Genomic DNA, 24,463 nt, shown 5'->3' with positions numbered 1-24,463 from the left:
GAGAGCCTAGAGAAGCGACTGGACCCGCACTGTGACCCGGTGGCCCGTAGGGTTGTCGACGTGTTCGGAGTCTTCGTCGCTCACAGCCTCATTGTCCCGTGCGTCCGGCTCGGTGAGGGAGCGGATCACGGTTTCTTGGATGTCACGCACGATCTGTTTGACAGGTCGAGACTCGTCGAGGCCGACCTCGATGATCGCCCTGTTCGTACCTTCTTCAATGATGACGCCGAAACGTTCTTGCTGAGACTTCTGCTGCTGCATGCGTTTGCCAATCACCTTTAACGTGCTGGCGAGTCCCGGCTCGATTCCTCGCACCCCGGGAATAGAAGTAACGAGGTGGACCAGCTCGGCGGCTGAGCGGCTAGTCGTCATCGTGGAGATCCTCAATGTGAATGTGGACAATGGGCGAGACCCCCAGGTTCTCACGACAAGCTGCCCGGACGGCATCGCGGACCTGCTGAGCGAGAAGCGGCAGGCTGTCGACGCTGATGTGCGCGGAGATCCGGCAGGAGATGGTCTCGGGAACTCCGAGGCCTCGGTGCTCCTTGCTGGTGGGGGCGTGCGTCATAGATGAACGCAATGCCCGTGCGCCGGGCACAGCATCGATGGTCTTTCGAATCAGTGCCCGCAATGCAAACTCGGACATGCTGTAGGGGCCGAGATCCGTTTCCGGCATCTCCACCTGGGATCCGTGTCGGGTTTCGGCCGCAATGGCGTCCATGAGGGAGCGACGGGGCATCACTGATGAGCTGCCCTGCGCCTCCAACTCATCCCATTCCTTGTGTAGAGATGCGATCACCTGCAAGTACTTCTGGGTGTTTGCATCGTCATGCTTGTGGGAACGAACGAGAGAACGTGCTGACGCCGCTGAGTTCCGGACGTTGTTGGATAGCTTCTTCGCGCCACGCATCAGGACCACTCCTTCATCTTGCGCATCACGAGAGAGCGGGCGCGTGCCAGCCTCCCTCTAACGGTCGGAACGGTCAGGTTGAGGGTTTGGCCTATCTCCTCGTACGTCATCTCGTCAATTTCTCTCAGTACCCAGACGATACGCAGGTTCGCAGGCACAGAGGCTAGAATGTCGGCCAGCGCTTTGATCTGTGCGTTCACTTCGCTGGAGTCAGCTGGATCGGCGGTATTGTTCGCAGAGGCCTGCGCAGTGTTACTCACGGTGTCGAGGCTTTCAGCGTCGTAAGGGTCGGTCGCTCGGCGCTGCTGTTTTCGCATCAGGCTGGTGGCCTTGTTCGTGCAGATCCGCACGAGCCATCCTCGAAAAGCGGCTGGCTCGCGGACCAGGTGAATGCTCCGCCAGGCTTGAATGAGTGTCTCTTGGACGATGTCTTCGCTGTCCTGGCGGTTGCGTACGATCATGTAGGCCGATCGGAACAATCGGCCCTGATATCGATTGACGAGTTTCTCAAAAGCGCCGATGTCTCCGTCTTGAGCGCGCAGGACGAGACATCGGTCATCGTGAGGCGACGCGGACGGGGTAGTCATGTCAGCATCGTAGCGCGAATGAGGCACAGGGCGAGGCATTGGTGCTGCCTCGCCCTGGGCCTCAGGCGTCAAGGTTGCTCCCGTCCATGACTGGGGCGCGTTGTCCTGTCACGGCTTCTGATCTGCTGTTCGACCGTGACGGACTGTTGAGATTCATCAGGACGTCGATCTGTCGAGGAGCAGCACCGAGGGACGTTGCGATGTCCTCGTTGAGTCGATTCCTGAGCGCAGACACAGCCCATTCGACCGCACTGTCTCGAGAGACAGTGATGTCTGCCTGAACCCACAGGTTCTTGTGGGACCCTGCCACCCAGACCGAGCACTGTTCGACGCCGGGTATCTCCTGTGCCCTCTCAGACAGCGCCTGGGAGAGGACATCGGGAGCCAGGGAGGCCACAAGTGAGCCCTCGGAACCCGTGATTCTCAGGGGAGAAGCGGCAGCCTTGCGAGGAATCTGCTTGATGAGCACGAATGCTCCTGCGACGATCGCGAACAACGAGAGCAATGCGCAGATCGGGATAAGCCAATTCGAATGCGTGAGAGGCGCGACGATGCTGCTGAAAGAATCCTGGGCGGGTGCCAGGTAACGGTCGGCGTCCGGCCAGTAGCGGCCAGCGCCGAGGCCCGAGGCCACAAACCATGACGCCGCTGCGACGAGAGCGAGACCGAAGGTGGCTAAGATGATCCGGTTGAAAGCACCAGAAACTGAACGCATGTTGGTTTCTCCTTCATCGCGTCTGCTGGACGCGCACGCGGCTGCGTGAAATGCCGACGGGTGCGAGCAAAGCCAGCGCCTCATTGGTCTGTTGACGGGCGGCATCCTGCACGGGAGCGAGGTTATCCAGGACGCTGAGGACCAGGACATCGACGCGGGAGCGGCGAATGGTCACGGCGACGGAGTGGACGCCGTCAACTTGCTCAACCTGAGAGCGAATGAGGTCCGCCAGCTCGCGGCGCTTCGTCGCGGTCTGCCCGGGAAGATCATCCGGAAGGATCTCGAGGCGCCCTGGAAGTCCCGGCCACAGTGCCGACAGAATCATCGACAGGCCGCCTAGCGCTACAAAGAAGGCGACTGCAAGGGCTGCGGGGGAGCCGACAGTGGCGGAGCCGATAGCGGACAGTGCAGTGTCTGCGGGTGTCGGCCAACTTCCGGTGATGATCCTGTGTCCTGTGATCCATGCGCCCAGCCCTCCGGCCGTGAGGAGCAGCAGCGCGAGGATGATGCTCGGGATGGTGCGGGAGGGGAGGCGGATAAGTGAAGGAACCGGTGTTCTCATGTCAGGCTCTTCCTAACGTGGCTGCTCGGATGGAGCCAGGAGATCTCGATCGTCATTTTGCCGACGGTCAGTCCAGTAAGCGTTTCGACTCGACGGCACACGTGTTGGCGCAAATCCTCAACAACGGAAGACAGCGGTGCTGGAAAGGTCAGGCCCAGGTTCAGGTGGATGACGGCCACCTGACCGTAGATGTCACACGTCGCATCGGGGCGTGAATAGAAGTTGTGGCGCGCGCCGATTCCCAGGAGTCCACCTGCGTTCGAGCCAACGTTCGCAGTTTCGTAGGCTGCTTCGGCAGCGATCCGGGAGACGACTCGGGAGGGAATGGTCGTGGTGCCGCGGTCCTCCCAGGACGGGTGAGAGTCCTTGGAGGGTCCCGGCTGCGCGATTGCGCGCTGGGTCGCGGTCGCCATCGTCACTTCTTTCGCCGATCCAGGAGGCTTCGGACATCGACCCGGCCCTCCAGACAGAGGCCTACTCCCCATCCGACCAGGCCGCAGAGGGCGACCAGAACGAAGTCGGCGAAAGAGCCGAAGGCAAGAATGGTTCCTAGGAACAGGCCCGTGAGGAGGGCCAGGTGCGTTGTCTTCATAAGAAATTCCTCAGATCAGAGCGTCGGGGTGAATCACTTGAGGTCGGCAGGTTCGGAATCGTCAGCGTCTTCGTCGGGAAGGTGGACGTCGGTGACGTTGATGTTAACCTCGACGACCTCAAGGCCCGTGGTGCCCTCAAGCTGCTCGATGACATTGCGACGAATCGCGTTGGAGACCTCAACGATCGAGACGCCGTAGTCGATGACGATGGTGATCTCGATGGCAGCCTGGGTCTCACCCTTCTGCACGCTCACGCCGCCGGCGACGTTGGTCTGGGCGTTGGGGATGCGGTCCGTGACAGCGCTGAAGGCGCGGCGAACGGCGTTGCCCATGTCGTAGACGCCGGGCACCTCGCGAGCGGCCATTCCGGCGATCTTGGCGACCACGTTCTCGTCGATCGTCGTCACGCCGTGCTCGGTCTGGAGGGGACCGCGCAGGGTCTTTTCCTCTTCGGCGTTCTCATTGCGCTCGCGCTGCTGGCCGGTCTGGGGGATGGTGTTCTTGCTCATGTGAGCCTCTTTCGTTTCGTCGAGAGATGATTGGACGGGGTTGTGCGCGGATCAGCAAGTGGTCAGTCAGGCACCGTGGTGGCTTCCTTAGTCGGCCAGTGTGTAGCCGGATTAACTTGTCTTGCTGCCCGTCATGGTTGCCGCGTTATGAAGAAGACGCTTCAGGCTATGAAAACCTCACGACCTTCTTATGTGGCGTATGCCACTGAGTTTGGTGGCGTCGCTATTCGGGGTGTGTCAGTGAGTGTTGTTCACTTGCGACCGGCGAGCTTGAGGTAGACCGAGATTGCGCCGATGGCGGCAATCAGGGACAGGGCCCACCTAATCCAGTCGATTCCGCTGGTGTCGGCAACGCCGAAGAAGCTGGCGATAGTGCCGCCGATGAGTGCGCCGATCGCGCCGAGGATGATGGTCCACAGGATGGAGATGTTCTGTTCGCCTCGCATGATGAGTCGTGCGAGTGCACCGAGGACGGCACCGGTAATGACCATTCCGATAAGTGACAGCATGATGTATTCCTTCGTGAGGGTCCGACGATGTGATTGTGTTCCTGGTCGGACGTTGGAACGTGTGGCAGCGTGATGCCGGCGGTGAGGCTGGCTGCGCGCTACTTGTTAGACGTCATGACGGCTGATGATGTCATGCCGGGAAACTGTGTTGTATGTTACATGTGTTCAGGTGTTGTGCTGAGCGCCGAGCCCGCGGTTGTCAACGGCTATTGTCGGATAACCGCGCCCAGTAGGTGGATCGTCCCAGTGTTCAGATGAATCACGGGGGTAGCCTCAGAGCATGACACTCAACGTTGAGACGAACGACTTTTCGGCCCTGACCGCCTCGCGCCGCTCCACGCGCGCCTTTACAGACCGGGAGATTCCCGCCGAGGTCCTCGACGCGATCCTCGCCGACGCGACGACCGCGCCGTCCTGGTCCAACACGCGTGCCTTCCGCGTCGCCCTGGCCACGGGCGAGCGCGCCCAGTGCCTGCGCGAACACTACGGCCGTCTCTTCGACGAGGAGATAGCTGCCCACGCGCGCAAGGCTGAGGACCCGGACGTCGAGATTCCCGTTCCCGACGGCGACTTCCCCGTGCGCAAGCGCTACCCGGACGAGGTTCGCCCCGCCCAGATCGAGGTTGCGAAGCTTCTCTACGGCATCCACGGCATCGAGCGCGCCGACATCGAGGGGCGCAACCGTGTGAACCGCCGCAACGTCACGGCATTCGACGCTCCCGTCATGGGCTTCGTCTTCGTCCACGAGGACATGCTCCCGTGGAGCGCCATGGACGCCGGCCTCATGCTCCAGACACTGTTCCTGTCCGCCAAGTCGCGTGGCATCGACTCCTGCCCGGTCGGCATCCTCGCCACCTGGCGCGAGCCTGTCGAAGCTGAGTTCGAAATCCCCGAGGGCTACCGGTTCATCACCGGTTTCGCGCTCGGCTACGCGGATCCCGAGGCCCCGATCAACTCGATGCAGGCCCCGCGCCCGCCGATCCCGCTCCTCGAAGGCAAGTAATGCTACGAGCGGTAGACCTCGCGGCGGTGTGCGACGCGCACGACCGTCACGACGAGGACGTCGTCTTCAATTGAGTAGATGATCCGGTAGTCGCCGACGCGGATGCGCCACGCGTTCTCCGTGCTCGCAAGATTCTTGACTCCGTCGGGTCGAGGAGAAGTGGCGAGTGATTCGATGGCATTCAGCAAGCGGGCGCGCACCGGCCGATCCAGCTTGCGTACCTGTCGCGCCGCCGCTGAGGTGAATTCGACGCGGTACATCGCTAGTCGTTGAGCTCAGCGCGCAGGTCGGCCAGGCTGACGCGCTGCCCGTCGTCGTTGCGTACCGCCTCGCGGAAGGCCGCGAGATCGCGTGCATCCTCGAGTTCTTCCAAGGCCAACAGGTCATCGACGCCGATCACGATTGCCGCGAGGCGGCCGTTCTTTGTTACTCCGATTCGTTCACCGCCGTAGGAGGCTCGTCCGAGGACGTCGGAGAGGTTTGCACGGAGCTCTCGAGTAGACAGCGTCGTAGCGAGTGTCTTCATAGTGTTATTTTAATACATTGTGTACACATCTGCGCCTCTGTTACTCATCGTGAGCGTGAACAATTTCCCACGGACGTGCATCCCTCCCGGCTGCGCCTCTACCGTGGAAGAGACCTCGGCCTCGTGAAACGTTCACCACTGGAGGGACCCAATGTCCAAGAAGTACCTCTCTGTCGCCTTCGCCTACGTGGGAGTCATCATTGGCGCGGGCCTGGCGAGCGGCCAGGATCTGCTCCAGTACTTCCTGTCTTTTGGCGCGAAGGGCCTGATCGGCATCGCGGTCCTGGGCGTCCTCAACGTCGTCTTCGGCGTCGTCGCGCTCCAGCTGGGCTCCTACTACCGATCCGGCCACCACGACGTGGTCTTCGAGCGCATCACCCACCCGGCGCTGCGCCGCGTCATCGATGTGGTGCTCGTCTTCTCGGGCTTCGCGATGGGCTTCGTGATGCTCGCGGGCGCGGGCGCGAACCTCGAGCAGCAGTTCGGTCTGCCTGCGTGGGCGGGCAGTGCCCTGTGCGCGGTGCTCGTCATTCTCACAGCATTCCTGGACTTCGACCGGATCATGAAGGTGATCGGCGTGTTTACGCCCATGATCATTGTCGCGATCACGATCCTCACCATCTATTCGCTCACGACGCCCCATCCGGGCCTCGCCGAGCTCAACGCTGCCGCGACCCAGGTCACCCCGGCGCTGCCAAACCTGTGGCTCTCCACGATCAACTACTTCGCACTGTGCGTCGTCAACGGCATCGCGATGGCCTTCGTGCTTGGCGGCTCGGTGTTGCGCATCGGTGAAGCCCGGCGTGCGGGGCGCCTCGGCGGCACCATCATTGCCCTCGTTATCGGCGCGGACGCCCTGTGCCTGTACCTGAACATGGATCGCGTCTGGGACGTCAACGTTCCCGCCCTCGAGATCGCACGCTCGATCCACCCGGCCTTCGCTTTCGTCTACACGCTCATCATTTTCGCGCTCATCTACAACACGGTCTTTTCGCTGTTCTACTCAACGGCGCGCCGATTCTCCGGTGGGGAGACCGGCCGCATGCGCATCGTCCTCGTCGGCGTTGTTGCGGTGGGCTATGCGGCCTCGCTCATGGGCTTCAAGAAGCTGATTGGCGGCATGTACCCGATCATCGGCTGGTTGGGTGTCGCCCTCCTTGTCGTCCTCGCGGTCGGCTGGCTGCGCGAGCGCTCCGCCGTCCTGCGCGAGGAGAACCTGCGTCGCAAGCTCATCCGCGTCCTCGTGCGCAAGCACGCCGACGACCTGGAGTACACGGACGAGCACCGCGCCCAGGCCCGCACCCTCGCCCGGGCTTCGGTTCTCGATGGGGCCGAGCTGCGCCGCGAGGCCGACTCGATCGCCGAGCAGATCGCCGACACTCAGGATGATGCTGCCGCCTACGCGCGCGAGGCTCTGCCCGTTGACGAGGCCCTGGTCGAACAGGCGATTGAGGCCGACCGGGCGAACGGCTGAGTTAGTTGGCCGACGAGGCCGTGGCCGCCTCGTGCGCAAGCAGCCAGGCTTTCACGTCCCCTCCCGCCGCGTAGCCACCCGGGCCGGTGGCTGCCACGACCCGGTGGCAGGGGCGGATGAGCAGCAGGGGATTGCGTCCGACCGCTCCGCCGACCGCCTGGGCTGACGCGGGCACGCCTTCGTCCCGCAGCGTGGCCGCGAGACGCCCGTATGTGCGCGTCGCGCCGTAGGGGATAGCGTCCATCGCCTCCCACACGCGCCTCTGAAAGTCCGTGCCCGCAGGCGCGAGAGGAATGGTAGCGGGGGAGGGGGCCTCGCCCGCGAAGTATCCGTCGAGCCACGCCACCGCCATGCCCAGAGCCTGCGCGTCGGCCTCGTCCCACCCGGCCTCGGCGAGGACAACATCCCGGAAATTGGGCGAGGTCAGGTCGAGCGCGGAGCGCGCCACGGCCTCGTCGATCCCGAAGGGAGCGCCGAAGAATCGCTGCCCGGCCACCCACAAGCCAACGAGCGCACCGCCCCGAGCGGCCAGCGTGAGGCGGCCGATGGGGGAGTCGTAGGTGGCGAGCGCCGGATCAGAACTGCTCGGGGTGATCTCGGTAGGCATACGCCCACACTGTCACGGCGACAGTCACAGCGCGAGTCCAAGCGTCACGGACGGCGCTCAGTTCGTCACCCTCGAAGCCCTCCGCGAGGAGACGGTGACCGACCTCCACAGTGGGCGCGATGAAGGCGAGCACGTAGCGCAGTGGCACGAATGGCGTCGAGTCCGCCCCATCCGCCGCGTTCTTCGCCGCGGACATATGCCGTGCGCCGATCAGATACTGGTAGTCCAACCAGGCCTGGTCACGCTCGCGCGTGCACATGTCGATGATCCACTGGGCGAAGCGCGGCTTTGACGCCTGCGCGTACTCGGGGTTAGGCTGCCCGTCCGGGTGTGCGGAATGGGCTGCCAGATACGTCTTTTGAGCCAGAATTCCGCGCCACGTGTCGACCATTTCCATGGCATGCGGCGCCAGGATGGGTTCTGCTCGTGCGAGCAGCTCTGCGTCACCGGGCTGGACGTGCGCCGCGGCCTCGATCTGGCGTAGATCCTCGAGCGTGAGTGGAGACGAGGGAACGGCATCGGTGCCGTAGGTGTACCCCGACGAGTGGTCGTAAGCGGTCATGAGAACCTCCTTGAACCTATTCGTTAATTGTAGCACGTGCTCTGCTCGTGTGGATCTGTTTGACATCTGGGGCCGGTGTGGAAGGCAGGTGGGTGGGGTGTGGTGCTCCGCGCGAGTTCGCGGCGCGCGTAGCCGCTGTGGTGAGATGGCAACGGCGCTGGTGGGGTTGCTCGCAATACAATTGACCTGTGGAACCCCTTCTTATTGCCGTGGCCGGAATGCTCATCATCGTGGCATGCCAATTCATCGCCCCCAAGGTGGGCGTGGCGTCGCCGCTGATTCTGCTGGTTATCGGCCTGGCGATCGGGTTCCTGCCGCAGGTGGGCGCCATCGAGGTCGAGCCGCATCTCATCCTTGAGGTCGTGCTGCCGCCCCTGTTGTTCTCGGCAGCCGTGCGTATGCCGACCATGGACTTCCGGCGCGAGATGCACGCGGTTGCGATGCTCGCGATCCCCCTCGTGTTCCTGTCCGCCTTCGCGGTCGGCTTCGTCATTAACTGGCTGGTTCCGGCGATCTCGCTGCCCTGGGGCGTCGCGCTGGGCGCGGTCCTGTCGCCGACGGATGCGGTCGCCGTCTCGATCGCGAAACGCTCGGGCGTCTCCCACCGCATCATCACTGTGCTCGAAGGCGAGGGCCTCTTCAACGACGCGACCTCGCTGGTCCTGCTCTCCGCCGCGATGAGCGCCGGTCTGGCCGCTGACGAACACGCCCTCAACCCGGGCTTGCTCATCGGCAAGGTGGCCATCGCCCTCGGTATCGCAGCTGCGATTGGCTGGGTCGTTGGCGAGGTCGGCGTGCGCCTGCGCGCCCTCATCAAGGAGCCTTCGGCCGATACAGTCTTCTCGTTCACGATGCCTTTCATTGCCTCGATCCCCGCCGAGCACCTGGGAGGCTCCGGACTCGTCGCCGCCGTCGTCGCCGGCCTGGTCGTCTCGCGTCGCCGCGCCGCCGTCATCTCCGCGACCAACAGGCGTTTCTCCCAGCAGAACTGGCAGACCATGACCCTCGTCCTGGAGAGCGGGATCTTCCTAGCGATGGGCCTGCAGGCCTTCGGCATCGTCGAGGAGACCGCCGCGTTCTCCGGAGGCCTGGCCTTCGCCGCGTTCCTCGCCGTCACCCTCGGCGCGCTCATCATGGTCATTCGAGCTGTCTTCATCGCGTTGATGTTCACCTGGCTGGACCACCGACACAAGCGCCGACAGCGGCGCTACGAGGCCGAGGCCGCGCGCATCGATCGCTTCGAGAAGCGCATGCACAAGGCGAGCGAGGTCGACGCCGACATGCTCGAGGCCCGCGACCTGAGCCCCGAACGCTGGGAAGAGGCACTCAACCTCTATCGTCGCCGCCTCAAGCGGCGCGCGCGCCGCAACGCCATGCGCGGATCAGACCTGGATTACTTCGAGAACGAGCCGCTGGGCCCGCGCGAGGGAAGCGTCATCGTCTGGGCGGGCATGCGCGGAGCGATCACCCTGGCGGCCGCGCAGACAATCTCGACGCACGCTCCGATGCGCGCGTTCTTGCTCTCGATCGCGCTGTTTATCGCGGCGGGTGCCCTCGTCATCCAGGGCCTGACCCTGCCCGGCCTTATTCGCCTCGTCAAGCCCAAGATGGCGACGGGCGACATCTCCGAGGAGGAGCGCGCCAAGCTCCTGAAGGTCATGGGCTCCGCGCTGGTCGACACGGCCCTCGCACAGGCTATCCACGAGGTCGACGGCAAGACCCTGCTTTCCGCCGGCGTCTCGCGCACACTGTCCCGGCTGGGACATGCGCTCACTGACGAGGCTACGGGTGAGCAAGTGCGGACTGCGCACGCCGCTGACCGCGTCCTCACGGACATCTTCCAGGACGCCGCCGCTCAGGCCACCGTTTCCGCGAGCGAGGTGGATGACGATGGCCACGGCACCGTCGACATGAGCGAGGAGGAGGTTGAGCGCTCCTTCACGCGCGACCAGATCCGTGAATTGGCGCTGGAGGCCATTCACGCCCAGCGCGACGCCCTCCTGCAGGCCCGCGACGAAGGCATCTTCTCCTCGGCTGCCCTGGAAGGTGCGCTCGCCCGACTCGACAACGAGGAAATCCTCCTGGTCTCCAGCAGCGGCGTCGGCCACTGACCCCGGGGAGGGCGTTAGTCCGTCGTCACCCGCGACGCGTACGCCGGGTCGTCGGTCACCGAATTGAGCGCCTCCTCCAGGCGCTGCGGGCTCACGATCCCGTCGCGCACCAGGACCCTGTAGTTCTGGTCGGCCTCGTGCGTGAGCATGTTCGTCACCGTGAAACCGTTGCGCTCGTAGAACTTTAGGCGTCGCACGCGCTGTTGGTAGTTCCCGGCCTCGCGCACGACCGGCTCGATCTCGAGCAGCTGCGGAACGTCGCCGTAGCGCTCGCGGAAGTAGGTGAGGATGCGCGAGCCGTAGCCCGCGCTGCGCGTGCGCCCGTCCACCGCGAGGAAACCCAGGTAGAACAGGTCGGGGAAGACGAAGGAGAAGGTCAGGGCAACCACGTTGCCGGCCCCGTCCTTGCCCGCAGGCAGGGAGGGATCGATCCACGCGAGGAAGGAGACCTCGTCCATCTGGGCGCTTGTTAGCAGCTCGGGAAGGGGAATCTGCTCCTCGGGCGGGAAGGAACGCTCGTAGATTTCCTTGACTTTATCGGTGATCGGCCCTTCGTTGGGCACGGGAATCTGGGTGAGGTCGATCATGGGATCAGTCTAGCCACTGGGTTGCGCGCGTCTCTGGAGGTTGTTCGATGAACGAGGCCCGGGCTGGATTTCGGGGAGCTCGATGTGACGCGCGAGATACGACTTCAGGGGTTTGTCAGGGGATGATCAGGGATCAGTCAGTGAACAGCGGCGGTCTTGAGCGATGGTCGCTCGCCTAGACTTGTCTGTGGAATCAACAGCAGATGTGAGGATGAAGCGTGCTAGAGCTCAAGGAGATCGTCAAGGCCTACCAGACCGCCAACCTCGTGCAGGTGGCGCTCAACAAGGTCTCCGTGGCGTTCCGCGACAACGAGTTCGTGGCCGTGCTGGGCCAGTCCGGCTCCGGTAAGACGACGATGCTCAACGTCATCGGAGGCCTCGACCGCTTCCAGAGCGGCGACCTCGTCATCGACGGCATTTCGACGAAGGACTACAAGGCCCGCGACTGGGACGCCTACCGCAACAACCGCATCGGCTTCGTCTTCCAAGCCTACAACCTGATTCCCCACCAGACCGTGCTGGCGAACGTCGAGCTGGCCCTGACCCTGTCGGGCGTCTCGCGCTCCGAGCGCCGCAAGCGCGCCCTCGATGCCCTCGAACGGGTCGGCCTGAAGGAGCACGTCCACAAGAAGCCCTCGCAGATGTCGGGCGGCCAGATGCAGCGCGTCGCCATCGCGCGTGCCCTCATCAACGACCCCGAGATCCTGCTGGCCGACGAGCCCACCGGCGCCCTCGACTCCAAGACGAGCGTGCAGGTCATGGACCTGCTGCGCGACGTGGCCCGCGACCGCCTCGTCATCATGGTCACGCACAACCCCGATCTGGCCCACCAGTACGCGACCCGCATCGTTGAGCTGGCCGACGGCTCCATCGTCGCCGACTCCGATCCCTTCGTACCCGCCGCCGAGGACCGGCGTGAAGCCAAGCCCGCACGTCGCACCTCGATGGGCTTCCTGACGGCCCTGTCCCTGTTGGCCAACAACCTGATGACGAAGAAGGGCCGCACCCTCATGACCTCCTTCGCGGGGTCCATCGGCATCATCGGCATTGCGGCGATCCTCGCGCTGGCCAACGGCACCAACGCCTACATCGCCAAGACGGAAGAGGAGACGCTGGGCGCGTACCCGCTGACGATCCAAAAGAGCGGCATCGACATGACCGCCGCGCTGTCCGTGTCGGCCTCGGACTCCAAAGACTCCCAGCCCGCGCCCGACGGCAAGGTCGGCGTCTCCAAGCTGCGCACCTTCGCCGACACGATCCGTGACGCGAAGACGAACGACCTGGCCTCGCTCAAGACCTACCTGGACAACAACGGCGGCAACATCAACTCGATGGTTAACGCGATCGAGTATGACTACGACATCGTCCCGCAGATCTACCAAACCGACACATCTAAAGAGGTCGTGCAGGTCAGTCCCGACCAGTCGATGAAGCAGATGGAAGCCGGTTTCGGCGCCGGGGCCTTCGGGTCGATGATGCAGACGAATGCCTTCTACCAGATGCCCGCCACGACCTCGCTGTACACCTCCGCGTACGACGTGGTCGCCGGCTCCTGGCCGAGCGGCGCGAACCAGGTCGTCCTGGTCCTCGACGAGGACGGCAACATCCCCAACCTCTTCGAATACACCCTGGGTCTCAAAGACCACAAGGAATTCGATGACCTGATGCGCAGCTACTACCAGGGCACGCTCGGGGGCAAGAGCCAGTTGGGGGCGCAGTCGGGCGCGCAGTCGGGGGCGAGTACCGCCACCTACGACTACTCCGCGATCCTGGGCACGACCTTCCGTCGCGTCAACGCCTTCGACAAGTACACGTGGGACGACACCTACAAGGTGTGGACAGACCGTTCCTCCGACACGGACTACATGAAGAAGCTCGTGGACGGCGGCCAGCAGCTGACGATCTCCGGCATCGTCAAGCCCAACTCCGACAAGGGTGGCGCCCTGCGTCAGGGCATCGCCTACACGCCTGCCCTGACCTACCAGATCATTGAGGAGGCGGCGGCCAGCCCGATCGTCAAGGCCCAGCGCGCCAAGCCCGACGTTGATGTCTTCACCGGCAAGACTTTCAAGGAGCTGGCGGACAATCAGAAGAGCCAGTCCGGCGGCTTCGACATGTCCTCCCTGTTCACGGTGGATGAGTCCAAGCTCTCCGCCGCCTTCCAGATCGACCCCGACAAGATGCAAATGGACCTGTCTGGCCTGGACCTTTCCGGCCTCGACCTGTCCGGCCTCGACTTCTCCAACCTCGACATGTCGGGCCTGGACCTGTCGACCATTGACCTGTCAGCCCTGAGCGCACAGTCCGGTGCCCAGTCGGGCATGGCCTTCGACCTGTCCGGCCTTGACTTCGGGGAGCTGAGTAAGGACCTGCCGCAGCTGGCCAACGTCGACTTCCAGACGATCATCCGCTCGGCCCTGGCCGACGGTGCCGTCAAGGATGGCGCGGCAGACTACCTGAGCGCACAGGCCTCCCAGATCGCCCAGGGCTTCCAGGACTACGCCCGCGAGCAGATCGAGGCGGGTGGAACGACCGACTTCGCGACCCTGGCCTCGGCGTACTTCTCTCAGCCCGAGGTGCTCGCGCAGCTGCGCGCGGCTGTCTCCTCCGACCGGGTCGTCGACTCCGACAAGCTCGCCGCCAACCTGACGAAGGCCCTCGGCGAGGACCCCGCCCTGGCCCAGATCGGCACCGACATCTCCACTCAGGTCATGAACGCGATCTCCACGCAGATCGCCGCCCAGCTGGGGACCACCCTCACGCAGGGCGTGAGCGCTGTCATCGGCCAGGTCATGCAGGAAGCCATGACGAACGCGATGACCTCGATGATGACGCAGCTGTCGACCGTGATCGGCGAGCAGATCGGTTCCACCATGGAGCAGTTCGCCACCAACATGTCGAGCGCTTTCTCCATGGATCCGCAGGCCTTCGCCGAGGCCTTCCAATCCAACGTGGACGAGAAGTCCCTCGCCGCGCTCATGGCGACCATGTTCTCCACGAACGTGCCGACTCTCGAGACGAACCTGAGGAACCTGGGATGGGCGGATATCGCCTCCCCGTCGAACATCTCCATCTACCCCAAGTCCTTCGCGGACAAGGACAAGGTGAAGGCCGCCCTCGACGCCTACAACGCCGACAATAAGTCGGCGGGCGCGACCGACAAGGTCGTCACCTACTCCGACGTCATGGGCGCGCTCATGAGCTCGGTGACCAAGATTGTCGACATCATCTCCTGGCTGCTCATTGCCTTCGTGTCGATCTCGCTGGTGGTCTCGTCGATCATGATTTCGATCATCACCTACATCTCGGTGCTCGAGCGGCGCAAGGAGATCGGTATCCTGCGCTCGATCGGTGCCTCGAAGGGCGACGTGTCCCGCGTGTTCAACGCCGAGACCGTCATCGAAGGCCTCTTGGCGGGTCTGATCGGCGTGGGCGTCACCTACGGGCTGTGTGCGGTTGCGAATGGTATCGCGTACTCCTCGTTCAACGTGGAGAACATTGCCCAGCTCTCGCCGCTCACGGCCCTCACACTCATCGCGGTATCCGTCGGTCTGACCGTCATCGCGGGCGTCATCCCGGCCTCGCGCGCCTCGCGCCAGGACCCGGTCGAGGCCCTGCGCTCCGAGTGACGCACACGGCCTCGTCCCGCGGGACGAGGCCGTGGCGCGTCCACGGGGCACGTGCGGCTGCGCTAACCTGGACGTAACGCTCGTTTCAGTAGCCGCGACGAAAGAGGAATCATGCCCACTCCCGACAAGCTTGCCACCGACGCCACTGTCGCCATCATGCTGGCCGACGGCTTCGAAGAGGTCGAGGCCCTGGCCGTCGCCGACGTCCTGTACCGAGCCGGCGTGCGCTCCGACCTGATCTCCGTGACCGACGCCCGCCACGTGACGAGCTCGCACGGCATCCGCGTCGTCGCCGACCTCATGCTCGAGGACGTGGACCTGTCCACCTACACCGTCCTCTTCCTGCCCGGCGGCATGCCCGGCACCCTGGGCCTGAAGGGCACGCCCGCGATCCAGGCCGAGGTGCTGCGCCGCTCCGACGCCGCCCAGCCCATCGCAGCGATCTGCGCGGCCCCCTCGATCCTGTCCGAGCTGGGCGTCCTCGACGGCCGCCACGCGACCGCGAACCCCGCCTTTGTCAAGGCCATCGCCGAGGGCGGCGCAATCGTCCACGAGAACCCGGTCGTCGTCGACGGGCAGATCATCACCAGCCGCGGCGCAGGCACCTCCCTGGAGCTCGGCCTCGAAATCGTCCGTCTCATCCTCGGCGACGACGTCGTCGATGAGGTCGCCCGCGGCGTCGTGCTCTCCCGCTGACGCGCGCCCGCCTCGTTCCCGTCCCTCCTCGAAAGGTCAATGACCTCGCATGAGCCCGCGTAAGCCTCGTCCCTGGCCAGACGCGCCCGCGCCCCTGGCGGCGCCCGTGGTAGACAACCACACGCACCTGCCCACCCACGTCGGCGAGATCCCCCGGCGCGAGGGCGTGGCGCTCAGCCTTGAGGAGCAGCTGGACCGCGCCCGCGAGGTGGGGGTCACCCGGATGATTTCGAGCGCCTGCGAGCTGCCCGACTTCGATCCGATGATCGAGCTGGCGCGCGCTCACGAGGGCGTGCGCGTCGCGATCGCGATCCACCCCAACGACGCGGCCCTGCACGCGGGCTGTGCGGACCCCTCGCCTGACGGTCTGGTCCCCGTCGTGCGCGACTACCACGTGCCCCTTGACGAGGCCCTGGCTGCCGTCGAGGCTCGGCTGGACGATCCGATGGTCGTCGCGGTGGGGGAGAGCGGCCTGGATTATTTCCGTACGGCCGACCCGGGCCGCGAGGCGCAGAAGGAATCCTTCCGCGCGCACATCGACATGGCGCAGCGCGCGGGCCTGCCCCTGCAGATCCACGACCGCAACGCCCATGAGGACACCCTCGCGATTCTCGACGAGCGTGCGAGCGAGGACCAGCGCATCGTCTTCCATTGCTACTCGGGGGACGCGGCGATGGCCGAGCACCTCGCCGGGCGCGGATGGTACGCCTCCTTCGCCGGCCCCATCACATACCCCGCGAACTCCGACCTGCGTGCCGCGCTCGCGGTCCTTCCGCGCGAGCTGGTCCTGGTTGAGACGGACGCCCCGTACCTGACGCCCGCGCCGTGGCGCGGCTGCCCCAACGCCTCCTACGTCATGGCGCACACCGTGCGTTTCATTGCGGATCAGTGGGGCGTCAGCGAGGCGGCTGCGTGCGACCAGCTGCGGGCGAACACCGAGGCGGTCTACGGCACCTGGTGAGGGCATCTCTCCTGTGACGAGCGCGGGTTATCAGGCCTCGCACGACCTTCCCGCGCGCGTTCTCTGACTGGTGAATTGCGTCAAAGTGGTCGCGCGAAGGTAACAAATTGGTTACGGTGGGTGTGTCAGTCCGAATTGGCCTGCCCGTCTGATGCGCCCGCAGTCCGCGGGGATGCGTCGGCGCGGCCCTGAAACGGAACCTACAAAGTCTGGAGACACGTGAGCTTTCAGCCCTCTCGTACAACCGTCATTTCCGTCGCAGCCGCGACGGCCCTTGTCGTGGCCGGCACCGCGGCCACTGCCATTGGTACCTCCTATCGCCACGTCACCGTCGAAGTTGACGGCGTGACCCGCGATGTCTCAGGCTTCTTCACGACTGCCGGCGATGCTCTGCACAGCGCGGGTGTGACCGTCGGCGACCACGACCTCGTCGCCCCCGCCTCCAACCAGACCGTCGCGAGCGGTGACACCGTCGTCGTGCGCACCGCGACCGAGTACGACGTGACGGTCGACGGCAACCAGACCACGGCATGGTCCACTGCCTCGTCGATTTCCGGCGTGCTCTCTGCCCTGCCGGCCTCCGCCGCATCCATGGCGGCCGACCGCTCCTACACCCGCGCCGAGATGCCCATCGCCGAGGCCGGCCAGACCGTCCACGTCGTCGCCGACGGCACCACGACGGACGTCGTCGTCTCCTCTGACGAAGGCACGACCGCGATCCTCGAGAAGGCAGGCGTCAGCGCCGGTCCGATCGACCGCGTCACCCTCGAGCACAACGGCGGCGAGGCCACCCTGCGCGTCGCACGCGTCGTGCGTGGCATCGTCTCTTCCACGACCGAGATCCCGTACGAGACCGAAGAGCGTGAGGACGCCGAGGCCGAAGAGGGTAGCGAGAAGACCGTGCAGGAAGGCGTGGCCGGCTCCGAGGTGACCGAGACCTACCAGGAGACCATCGACGGCGACGTCACCGTCTCCGCCGTCCTGTCCACGACCCGCACCGAGCCCACCAAGCGCATCGTCTCCAAGGGCACGAAGGCGAAGAAGGCCGAGGATACGTCGTCCAGCTCGTCCACCTCGTCCGATTCTTCGGGTGCCTCCTCGTCTGGTTCGTCTGCGTCTGCTCCCGCCGCCGTCTCCGGCGACGACGCTGCGATCTGGGCGGCCATCGCCCAGTGCGAGTCCGGTGGCAACCCGTCGATCAACACGGGCAACGGCTACTACGGCATGTACCAATTCTCTCTGCCGACGTGGCGTTCCGTGGGCGGCTCCGGCCTGCCCTCTGATGCCTCCGTGGAAGAACAGACCATGCGTGCGCGCATGCTCCAGCAGCGCTCCGGTTGGGGCCAGTGGGGCTGCGCCTACAAGCTGGGCCTCGTCTGACGTGACATTGCACGCGGGCGCGGCCAGACCCTGGCGCGCCCGCGTGCGTGCACGTTAAGCTGACCGGCATACCAATAGCGAGTAACTGGAGAATCGTGAACCACCACCTGAGCACCTCCCTGAGTGCGTCCGCCGCAAGCGCCCTGCACGTCCTGGGCGCCCACGTGCGTTCCTTCGCGCCTTCCCCGCGCATCGTCCTCGGCGTCGCCGCCCTCGCCTCGGCGGGTGTCCTCGGCGTCGCAGGCGTCGGTGTCGCCTCCTCGCACACATCCGTCATGCTCGAGGTTAACGGCGTCTCGCGCCCCGTGACCTCCTGGGGTAACACCGTCGGCGACGCGCTGCATGCCGCGGGCGTGAGTGTTGGCAGCAATGACCTCGTTCAGCCCGGCACCGGCGAGGCCGTGCGCGACGGCGACACGATCATCGTGCGCACCTCCAAGCCGTACACGGTGGCCGTCGACGGTCAGACCCGTACCCTCTGGACCACGGCCTCGTCGGCCGATGCGATCCTCGCGGACGCCGCTCCGCTGGGCTCGACCGTCAGCCTCGCTGCAGACCGTTCCTCCTCACGTGACGAGCTTACCCCGCTCGTGTCGCGCGCTCGCAACGTCGTCGTCACGGTGGATGGCACCACGCGCGAGGTCGCCGCACGTCCCGGGCAGGATGCCCGCGCGATCCTCAAGGCCTCCGGCGTCTCCGTGCACCCCCTCGACCGCGTGAACGTCACGACGGGCGAGGCCGGCGAGCTGTCGATCAACGTCAGCCGCGTGACCCGCGGTGAGGCCACCGAGACCGTCGAGATCCCCTTCAGTGAGACGACGACGACCAACTCCGACCTCTTCGTCGGCGAATCCCAGGTGACGACGGTCGGCGTCAACGGCGTCACCACGTGGACCGTGTGGCAGGAGAAGAAGGGCGAAGAGGTCCTGACCACCGTGCCGATCACCGAGCACTCCACGTCTCAGCCCGTCACCCAGGTGCGCAGCGAGGGGACGAAGGAGGCCACTCCGGCCGCCCTCATCGCCGCAGGCATCGACCCGAAGGCCACCCTCGAGGAGAAGGTCGAGGCGGACGGTACGACCTCCGTGCGCTACCGCGCGAAGCTCGGCACGATCTCCACGAAGGAAGAGATCGCCGCTATCGCAGCCGACACGAAGAACACTGACTCCGCCACGGCTGCTGCCGCCGCCGCTGCCGCTGCCGCCGCCGGCGCCGTCCCGACCACCTACTCCGGCGAGGACCCGCGTTCGCTGGCCAAGCCCCTCGTCGCAGCCCAGGGCTGGGGAGACAGCGAGTACCAGTGCCTGGTCCTCCTGTGGAACCGCGAGTCGCAGTGGAATCCGTACGCCGAGAACGCCTCGTCGGGTGCCTACGGTATCCCGCAGTCGCTGCCGGGCTCGAAGATGGCCTCGGCCGGTGCTGACTGGCGTACCAACCCGATCACCCAGATCAACTGGGGTATCGGCTACATCAAGGGCCGCTACGGCACGCCCTGCTCCGCCTGGGCGCACTCCAGCGCCGTGGGCTGGTACTAAGCCTGAGAGATGCTGAGGGCCGGGCCTGACAACGAGGGTTGTCGGGCCCGGCTTTCGTTCGTGTCTACGGGCGTGTGCCGGGGGCGGATGCGTGCTGCGCCAGAATGGGGAGTGTGTCTAGCTGGGTGTTGGCAAGCTTATGCGTGCGGCGCCCGGCTCGCCGTCGGCATATGGATAGGTTGTGAAGATGTGGATAGGTTAGGCGCATGCGGATAGGAAAGTAAGCTATCCGCACGCCGATAACCTATCCGCGTGGTGTAGGGGTTGTGGCAACTTGACGCTTACCGTACAATCCCCATGAGGGTTACTTAATATTCACCCTAATTGTGTCAGTGAGGTCGTCATGGGTTTTTCCACCGTTGCTAAGTTGGCTGCGTCTGTGGTGATCGCAGGTGTAGGATTCGCCGGTGGCATGAAGGCTGCCCCGGTATTCGGCGTCGGGTCCGGGGACCAGGGTGGCGAACCAGTCGTTACCGTTGACACGACTCTTGTGAAAAACTCTTTCGCGGATATTGGTGAACTTTCCACTGAGTCCTACAACTTCACCCAGGTGGGGAAATACTCTGAGGAGGGAACCAAGGTGTTTGGCATGGAAGTGCCGGGCACGAGCGCCCATTACCTCATCACCTATTCGGGAGAAGTGAAGGCCGGAGTGGCCGACGTCAGCCGGATTCAGGTCGAGGTGGACGAAACGGGGCACGTCGTGACGGTGACCGTGCCTGCCGTCGAAATTCTCTCCGCGTCCATCGACCCTGCCTCGGTCGAGACCTACGACCAGTCTTTCTCCATCGTTAACCAGATCGAGGTCGGAGAGGTCACCACCTTCCTGGCGGATCGGGAAGCTGCTGCAGCAGACGAGGCTGTTTCCAAGGGTCTGCTTGACAAGGCGCAGGGGCGTTTGGAAGACGTCGTGAAGAAGCAGGTCAATGCCGTTCTGGGTGAGCAGGCCAGCAAGTACGAGGTGCGCGTCGTCCTACCGCCCGCCCCCGCCCCGTGACGCTTCGAGCCTCACAGTGCCCCCAGCCCCGGCCTCGTCGGCCCCGTGCACTAGACTTGCCAGCGTGAGCCGATCCTCCCAACGCAACCAGCGCGACACGCGCCGCCGCCTCGATCCGACCCTGCCCGAGGGAGCCGTCCCCTCCGAGACGGGCCTGCTCGGTCCCCTTGAAGTCAAGGCCATCTCCGAGGCGCTCGGTATTCGCCCCACCAAGGTGCTGGGCCAGAACTTCGTGCACGACGCGGGCACGGTGCGCAAGATCGTCGCAGCCGGTGGCGTCGAAGCGGGTGACGAGGTCATCGAGGTCGGCCCCGGCCTCGGTTCCCTGACGCTCGCGCTCCTGGAAGTCGGTGCGCGCGTGCGTGCCGTCGAGATTGATCCGACCCTGGCCGCAGCCCTGCCGCAGACCGTGCGCGCCCGAATGAGCGAGGCCGCCGACCGCTTGCACGTTGTCACCATGGACGCCACGGAAATCAGCGGCATCGATGACTTCGGCGTGGACTGGCCCGCCCCCACGAAGCTCGTCGCGAACCTGCCGTATAACGTGGCCGTGCCGGTTCTGCTCAACATGCTTGAGGCCTTCCCCTCCGTCCAGGGCGTCGTCGTCATGGTCCAGGCTGAGGTCGCGGACCGCCTGGCCGCCGGCCCCGGATCGCGCACCTACGGCGTGCCCTCCGTGAAGGCCTCCTGGTATGGCTCGGTTGAGCGCGCCGGGACGATCGGCCGCTCCGTGTTCTGGCCCGTGCCCGGCGTGGATAGCGCCCTCGTGCGCCTCACACGTCTGGAGACCCCGCGCGGCGACGACGAGCTGCGTCGCGCCACCTTCGAGGCCACCGATGTGGCCTTCGGCCAGCGCCGCAAGACCCTGCGTGCGGCCCTCAAGAACTGGGCGGGCGGCCCCGAGGCCTCCGAGGCCCTCCTGTCGGCCGCTGGCATTGACCCGACGCGCCGCGGCGAGACCCTCTCGATCGACGAGTTCGTCGAGCTGGGACGCGCCGTCATCGAGGCCCGCGTGAACGGTACCCTCGCGGCGTCGACCGCGGCCCGCTGAGGGCCGCCGGTCAGACAAGCGGTAGGAAGAAGGAACGCCATGCGTGAAGTGCGCGCCAGTGCGCCCGGAAAAGTCAACCTGACCCTGCGCGTCGGCGCGCCCACGCCAGACGGCTACCACCCCCTCGTCACGGTCTTCGAGGCCCTGAACCTGCGCGAAACCGTCACCGTGCGCACCTCCAAGACGCCCGGCGTACGCGTCGAGACGATCGCGTACCTGCCCGACGGCAGCATCGACGAGGCCACGACCCGCGCCATGGCGGACGTGGACCCGCAGACCCACCTGGCTGTGCGCGCCGCGCGCGTTCTCCAGCGCCTCGCCGCCGCGGGCCCCTGGGCGTCCACCGCCGCTGGCCTGAGCATCCGCGTCGACAAGCGCGTGCCCGTCGCTGGTGGCATGGCCGGCGGGTCAGCCGACGCGGCCGCCGCCCTGGTGGCCTGCAATGAGCTGTGGGAGCTGGGCCTGGGCGCCGAGCAACTGCAGGCGATCGGCCGCTCGCTGGGCGCCGACGTCCCCGCCTGCCTGGCGGGCGGCATCGCGCTGGGAACCGGGCGCGGGGACCACATGAGCGTCCTGCGCGAAGGGGACGAGGAGGGCCGCCACCACTGGGTCATGCTCCTGTCCCACGAGGGCCTGTCCACCCCCGAGGTGTTCCGTGAGTTCGATCGAGTCGACGCGGCGAGTGAGCGCGCCCTCGCCGGACCCACGCCCGAGGAGGTCGCCGCCCTGTGCGGGGAACCCGTGGAACTGCGCCACTGCCTCGTCAATGACCTGCAGGCACCCGCCCTGCGCCTGCGCCCCGAGCTGGCCGAGACCATCGGTGCCGCGAAGGATGCGGGAGCCCTGGCCGTCACCCTGTCCGGGTCCGGCCCGACCGTTGCAGCCCTCGCGCGCGACGCCGAGCACGCCCAAGCCCTCGCAGCCACCCTCAGCGGCGCGCCCACGGTCGCGCGCGCGACCCCCACCCACGGGCCAGCCTGCGGCGCCCGCATTGAATCGACGGAGGCCATCTGATGGCACACCTGCTTGGAACCCAAAATGTCGGAGCCCTCGCCGGATCGCGTAAGCTCCTCGAAGGGGTCACGGTCGGCCTCGACGACGGCAGTCGCGTCGGTATCCTCGGCCCCAACGGTGCCGGAAAGTCCACGCTCCTGCGCATCGTCGCCGGTACTCAGGAACCCGACGGGGGAGTGGTGACCCGACGCGACGGCGTGCGCGTCGCAGTCCTCACCCAGGCGGACACCCTCAACCCGGAGGACACCGTCATCCAGGCCGTTCACCCCGGCATGGAGGAATATGAGTGGGCATCCGACCCGGCCGTGCGCGACATCCACGCCGGTCTCCTCGCTGACATCAACCCCGCCGCCCTCGTCGGCACCCTGTCGGGCGGGCAGCGCCGCCGCGTTGCGCTCGCCCGAGTCCTCGCGGCTACCGCCGACATCGTGTGCCTGGACGAACCCACCAACCACCTCGACGTCGAGGGCGTGGCATGGCTGGCCGCGCACCTGAACGCCCGCTTCGCCCGCCCCGGCGCGTCCGGCGCGCTCCTGGCAGTGACCCACGACCGCTGGTTCCTCGACGCCGTGTGCGAGCACATCTGGGAGGTCGTCCCCGGCGTCGACCCGGGCGGCGACCGCCCGCAGATCGCCGGGCACGTCGAAATCTACGACGGCTCCTACGCCGCCTACACGCTGGCCCGCGCCGAACGCATGCGCCAGGCGGACGTGGCCGCCGCCAAGCGCGCCAACCTGCTCACCAAGGAGCTCGCCTGGCTGCGCCGCGGGGCCCCGGCGCGCACCTCCAAGCCGAAGTTCCACATCGCCGCCGCCGAGGCCCTCATCGCCGACGTGCCGCCCCCGCGCGACACCGTCGAGCTGGTGAAGATGGCGACCGCGCGCCTGGGCAAGGACGTCATCGACCTCGAAGACGTCTCCGTGTCCTTCACGCGCCCCGACGGCTCGCGCCTGGACATCCTCAAGGGCGTCACCTGGCGTCTGGCACCCGCCGAGCGCGTCGGCATCGTCGGCGTCAACGGCGCCGGCAAGACGACGATCCTCAACCTTTTGCGCGGCGACCTTGAGCCCACCTCGGGGCGCGTCAAGCGCGGCAAGACCGTCCAGGTCGCCACCCTCTCCCAGGACACGCACGAGCTCGACGCCCTGGCGGACATGCGCGTCGTCGAGGCCGTCGCCGACGTCGCCCAGACCGTCGTCGTGGACGGCAAGGAGGTCAGCGCCTCCCAGATGACCGAGCGCATGGGGTTCGCGCGCGCCCGCGCCTACACGCGCATCAGCGAGATCTCGGGCGGCGAGCGCCGACGCCTCCAGCTCATGCGCCTGCTCATGAGCCAGCCGAACGTGCTGCTCCTCGACGAGCCCACGAACGACCTCGACACCGACACCCTGGCGTCCATGGAGGACCTGCTCGACACCTTCCCGGGCACCCTCGTCGTCGTCTCGCACGACCGCTACCTCCTTGAGCGCGTCACCGACCACCAGGTGGCCCTCCTCGGCGACGGCCAGGTCCGCGCGCTGCCCGGCGGCGTCGAGCAGTACTTGCAGATGCGCGCCTCCGGCGACTTCGGGTCCTTCTCTTCCTCCAATCGTTCCGACGAGGCTGGCTCGGCCTCCCGCCCCGTCGCACCCTCCGCAGACGCCTCCTCGGGCGAGGAGAGCGCGGGGCAGGGGAGCGCTCGCGGCGGCGTGAGTGACGCTGCGGCGCGGCGCGCGGCCAAGAAGGAAGTAGCCCGCATCGAACGTAAGCTGGAGCGCCTGCGTGCGGAGGCCTCGTCCCTGGAGGCGAAGCTGGAGAAGCTGTCGATCCAGGTGGCGACGGATCCTGCGGCGGTGTCCGAGCTGACGAAGGTCTCGGCGGCCCACCAGGACATCCTGTCCGAGATGGACGAGCTGGAGGAGGCCTGGCTCGAGGCGGCGGATTTGCTCGAGTAAAACGTATTGTG

At 65.9% G+C, this 24,463-nt stretch carries 26 protein-coding genes; 12 read left to right on the top strand and 14 right to left on the bottom strand.

Features of this window, described 5'->3' with window-relative positions; all coding sequences use genetic code 11:
• Nucleotides 1–6: 6 nt before the first annotated feature.
• From ACTODO_RS09985 to ACTODO_RS09945, 9 genes are all read right to left on the bottom strand, one after another.
• Complete coding sequence (locus ACTODO_RS09985) at nt 7–372, bottom strand: hypothetical protein (RefSeq protein ID WP_003793529.1); 366 nt, start codon at nt 370–372, stop codon at nt 7–9.
• The gene (locus tag ACTODO_RS09980) at nt 362–910 is read right to left on the bottom strand and encodes a hypothetical protein (protein WP_003793527.1); all 549 of its coding nucleotides are present in this window, start codon (nt 908–910) and stop codon (nt 362–364) included. Before ACTODO_RS09980 ends, ACTODO_RS09985 begins: the two co-directional genes overlap by 11 nt.
• The gene (locus ACTODO_RS09975; protein ID WP_003793525.1) at nt 910–1,497 is read right to left on the bottom strand and encodes an RNA polymerase sigma factor; all 588 of its coding nucleotides are present in this window, start codon (nt 1,495–1,497) and stop codon (nt 910–912) included. Before ACTODO_RS09975 ends, ACTODO_RS09980 begins: the two co-directional genes overlap by 1 nt.
• Nucleotides 1,498–1,558: 61 nt before the next feature.
• Complete coding sequence (locus ACTODO_RS09970; RefSeq protein ID WP_003793524.1) at nt 1,559–2,212, bottom strand: Asp23/Gls24 family envelope stress response protein; 654 nt, start codon at nt 2,210–2,212, stop codon at nt 1,559–1,561.
• 13 nt (nt 2,213–2,225) lie between these two features.
• A complete protein-coding gene (locus tag ACTODO_RS09965) occupies nt 2,226–2,774 on the bottom strand; it encodes a DUF6286 domain-containing protein (RefSeq protein WP_003793522.1) in 549 nt (182 codons plus the stop codon).
• On the bottom strand, nt 2,771–3,187 hold the full coding sequence (locus tag ACTODO_RS09960; protein WP_003793519.1) for an Asp23/Gls24 family envelope stress response protein: 417 nt from the start codon (nt 3,185–3,187) through the stop codon (nt 2,771–2,773). Before ACTODO_RS09960 ends, ACTODO_RS09965 begins: the two co-directional genes overlap by 4 nt.
• A 2-nt stretch (nt 3,188–3,189) precedes the next feature.
• Nucleotides 3,190–3,366 (bottom strand): hypothetical protein, encoded by a 177-nt coding sequence (locus ACTODO_RS10900; RefSeq protein WP_003793518.1) that lies wholly within the window; start codon nt 3,364–3,366, stop codon nt 3,190–3,192.
• Nucleotides 3,367–3,399: 33 nt separating this feature from the next.
• A complete protein-coding gene (locus ACTODO_RS09950) occupies nt 3,400–3,876 on the bottom strand; it encodes an Asp23/Gls24 family envelope stress response protein (RefSeq protein WP_003793516.1) in 477 nt (158 codons plus the stop codon).
• Nucleotides 3,877–4,127: 251 nt separating this feature from the next.
• A complete protein-coding gene (locus ACTODO_RS09945; RefSeq protein ID WP_003793514.1) occupies nt 4,128–4,385 on the bottom strand; it encodes a GlsB/YeaQ/YmgE family stress response membrane protein in 258 nt (85 codons plus the stop codon).
• Nucleotides 4,386–4,665: 280 nt separating this feature from the next.
• Between ACTODO_RS09945 and ACTODO_RS09940 the strand changes: the two genes are divergently transcribed.
• A complete protein-coding gene (locus ACTODO_RS09940) occupies nt 4,666–5,388 on the top strand; it encodes a nitroreductase (protein WP_003793512.1) in 723 nt (240 codons plus the stop codon).
• A gap of 2 nt (nt 5,389–5,390) precedes the next feature.
• On the opposite strand, the gene ACTODO_RS09935 is transcribed toward ACTODO_RS09940, so the two are convergent.
• The gene (locus ACTODO_RS09935; RefSeq protein WP_003793510.1) at nt 5,391–5,648 is read right to left on the bottom strand and encodes a type II toxin-antitoxin system RelE family toxin; all 258 of its coding nucleotides are present in this window, start codon (nt 5,646–5,648) and stop codon (nt 5,391–5,393) included.
• A gap of 2 nt (nt 5,649–5,650) precedes the next feature.
• The gene (locus ACTODO_RS09930) at nt 5,651–5,914 is read right to left on the bottom strand and encodes a type II toxin-antitoxin system Phd/YefM family antitoxin (protein ID WP_003793508.1); all 264 of its coding nucleotides are present in this window, start codon (nt 5,912–5,914) and stop codon (nt 5,651–5,653) included.
• A 151-nt stretch (nt 5,915–6,065) separates the two neighbouring features.
• On the opposite strand from ACTODO_RS09930, the gene ACTODO_RS09925 reads away from it, so the two are divergent.
• A complete protein-coding gene (locus tag ACTODO_RS09925; RefSeq protein WP_003793506.1) occupies nt 6,066–7,388 on the top strand; it encodes a hypothetical protein in 1,323 nt (440 codons plus the stop codon).
• A 1-nt stretch (nt 7,389) separates the two neighbouring features.
• On the opposite strand, the gene ACTODO_RS09920 is transcribed toward ACTODO_RS09925, so the two are convergent.
• Together ACTODO_RS09920 and ACTODO_RS09915 are read right to left on the bottom strand one after the other, a co-directional pair.
• Nucleotides 7,390–7,995, bottom strand: coding sequence for a methylated-DNA--[protein]-cysteine S-methyltransferase (locus ACTODO_RS09920; protein ID WP_003793505.1), 606 nt, complete (start codon nt 7,993–7,995; stop codon nt 7,390–7,392).
• On the bottom strand, nt 7,964–8,557 hold the full coding sequence (locus tag ACTODO_RS09915; RefSeq protein WP_003793503.1) for a protoglobin domain-containing protein: 594 nt from the start codon (nt 8,555–8,557) through the stop codon (nt 7,964–7,966). Before ACTODO_RS09915 ends, ACTODO_RS09920 begins: the two co-directional genes overlap by 32 nt.
• A gap of 218 nt (nt 8,558–8,775) precedes the next feature.
• On the opposite strand from ACTODO_RS09915, the gene ACTODO_RS09910 reads away from it, so the two are divergent.
• Nucleotides 8,776–10,668: a cation:proton antiporter gene (locus tag ACTODO_RS09910; protein WP_003793500.1), complete on the top strand. Its 1,893-nt coding sequence runs from the start codon at nt 8,776–8,778 to the stop codon at nt 10,666–10,668.
• Between the two features lie 14 nt (nt 10,669–10,682).
• Here ACTODO_RS09910 and ACTODO_RS09905 read toward each other — a convergent pair whose 3' ends face one another.
• On the bottom strand, nt 10,683–11,255 hold the full coding sequence (locus ACTODO_RS09905; RefSeq protein ID WP_003793498.1) for a GNAT family N-acetyltransferase: 573 nt from the start codon (nt 11,253–11,255) through the stop codon (nt 10,683–10,685).
• A 218-nt stretch (nt 11,256–11,473) separates the two neighbouring features.
• Between ACTODO_RS09905 and ACTODO_RS09900 the strand changes: the two genes are divergently transcribed.
• The 9 genes from ACTODO_RS09900 to ACTODO_RS09860 all read left to right on the top strand — a co-directional run bounded on the left by ACTODO_RS09900 (nt 11,474) and on the right by ACTODO_RS09860 (nt 24,452).
• Nucleotides 11,474–14,884, top strand: coding sequence for an ATP-binding cassette domain-containing protein (locus tag ACTODO_RS09900; RefSeq protein WP_003793496.1), 3,411 nt, complete (start codon nt 11,474–11,476; stop codon nt 14,882–14,884).
• A gap of 111 nt (nt 14,885–14,995) precedes the next feature.
• Entirely contained in the window at nt 14,996–15,580 is a 585-nt protein-coding gene (locus ACTODO_RS09895) for a DJ-1 family glyoxalase III (protein ID WP_003793494.1), read from the top strand.
• Between the two features lie 49 nt (nt 15,581–15,629).
• On the top strand, nt 15,630–16,541 hold the full coding sequence (locus tag ACTODO_RS09890; protein ID WP_034512483.1) for a TatD family hydrolase: 912 nt from the start codon (nt 15,630–15,632) through the stop codon (nt 16,539–16,541).
• 219 nt (nt 16,542–16,760) lie between these two features.
• Entirely contained in the window at nt 16,761–17,921 is a 1,161-nt protein-coding gene (locus tag ACTODO_RS09885) for a resuscitation-promoting factor (protein WP_003793489.1), read from the top strand.
• Nucleotides 17,922–18,016: 95 nt separating this feature from the next.
• Nucleotides 18,017–19,456 carry an aggregation-promoting factor C-terminal-like domain-containing protein gene (locus ACTODO_RS09880; RefSeq protein WP_003793488.1) on the top strand — a complete coding sequence of 480 codons (1,440 nt, stop codon included), beginning with the start codon at nt 18,017–18,019 and terminating at the stop codon, nt 19,454–19,456.
• Between the two features lie 412 nt (nt 19,457–19,868).
• Nucleotides 19,869–20,453, top strand: a complete 585-nt coding sequence (locus ACTODO_RS09875) for a DUF4230 domain-containing protein (RefSeq protein ID WP_244262563.1) — start codon at nt 19,869–19,871, stop codon at nt 20,451–20,453.
• Between the two features lie 64 nt (nt 20,454–20,517).
• Nucleotides 20,518–21,504, top strand: coding sequence for a 16S rRNA (adenine(1518)-N(6)/adenine(1519)-N(6))-dimethyltransferase RsmA (rsmA, locus tag ACTODO_RS09870; RefSeq protein WP_003793484.1), 987 nt, complete (start codon nt 20,518–20,520; stop codon nt 21,502–21,504).
• Between the two features lie 39 nt (nt 21,505–21,543).
• Nucleotides 21,544–22,518 carry a 4-(cytidine 5'-diphospho)-2-C-methyl-D-erythritol kinase gene (locus tag ACTODO_RS09865; RefSeq protein WP_003793482.1) on the top strand — a complete coding sequence of 325 codons (975 nt, stop codon included), beginning with the start codon at nt 21,544–21,546 and terminating at the stop codon, nt 22,516–22,518.
• Nucleotides 22,518–24,452 carry an ABC-F family ATP-binding cassette domain-containing protein gene (locus tag ACTODO_RS09860; protein WP_003793480.1) on the top strand — a complete coding sequence of 645 codons (1,935 nt, stop codon included), beginning with the start codon at nt 22,518–22,520 and terminating at the stop codon, nt 24,450–24,452. Before ACTODO_RS09865 ends, ACTODO_RS09860 begins: the two co-directional genes overlap by 1 nt.
• The last annotated feature ends 11 nt before the right edge of the window (nt 24,453–24,463 follow it).

The sequence above is a fragment of the Schaalia dentiphila ATCC 17982 genome (assembly GCF_000154225.1).
GTDB classification, from domain to species: Bacteria; Actinomycetota; Actinomycetes; order Actinomycetales; family Actinomycetaceae; genus Pauljensenia; species Pauljensenia dentiphila.
Note: the sequence above shows the minus strand (reverse complement) of the source record. Positions and strands in the feature narration are given on the sequence as shown.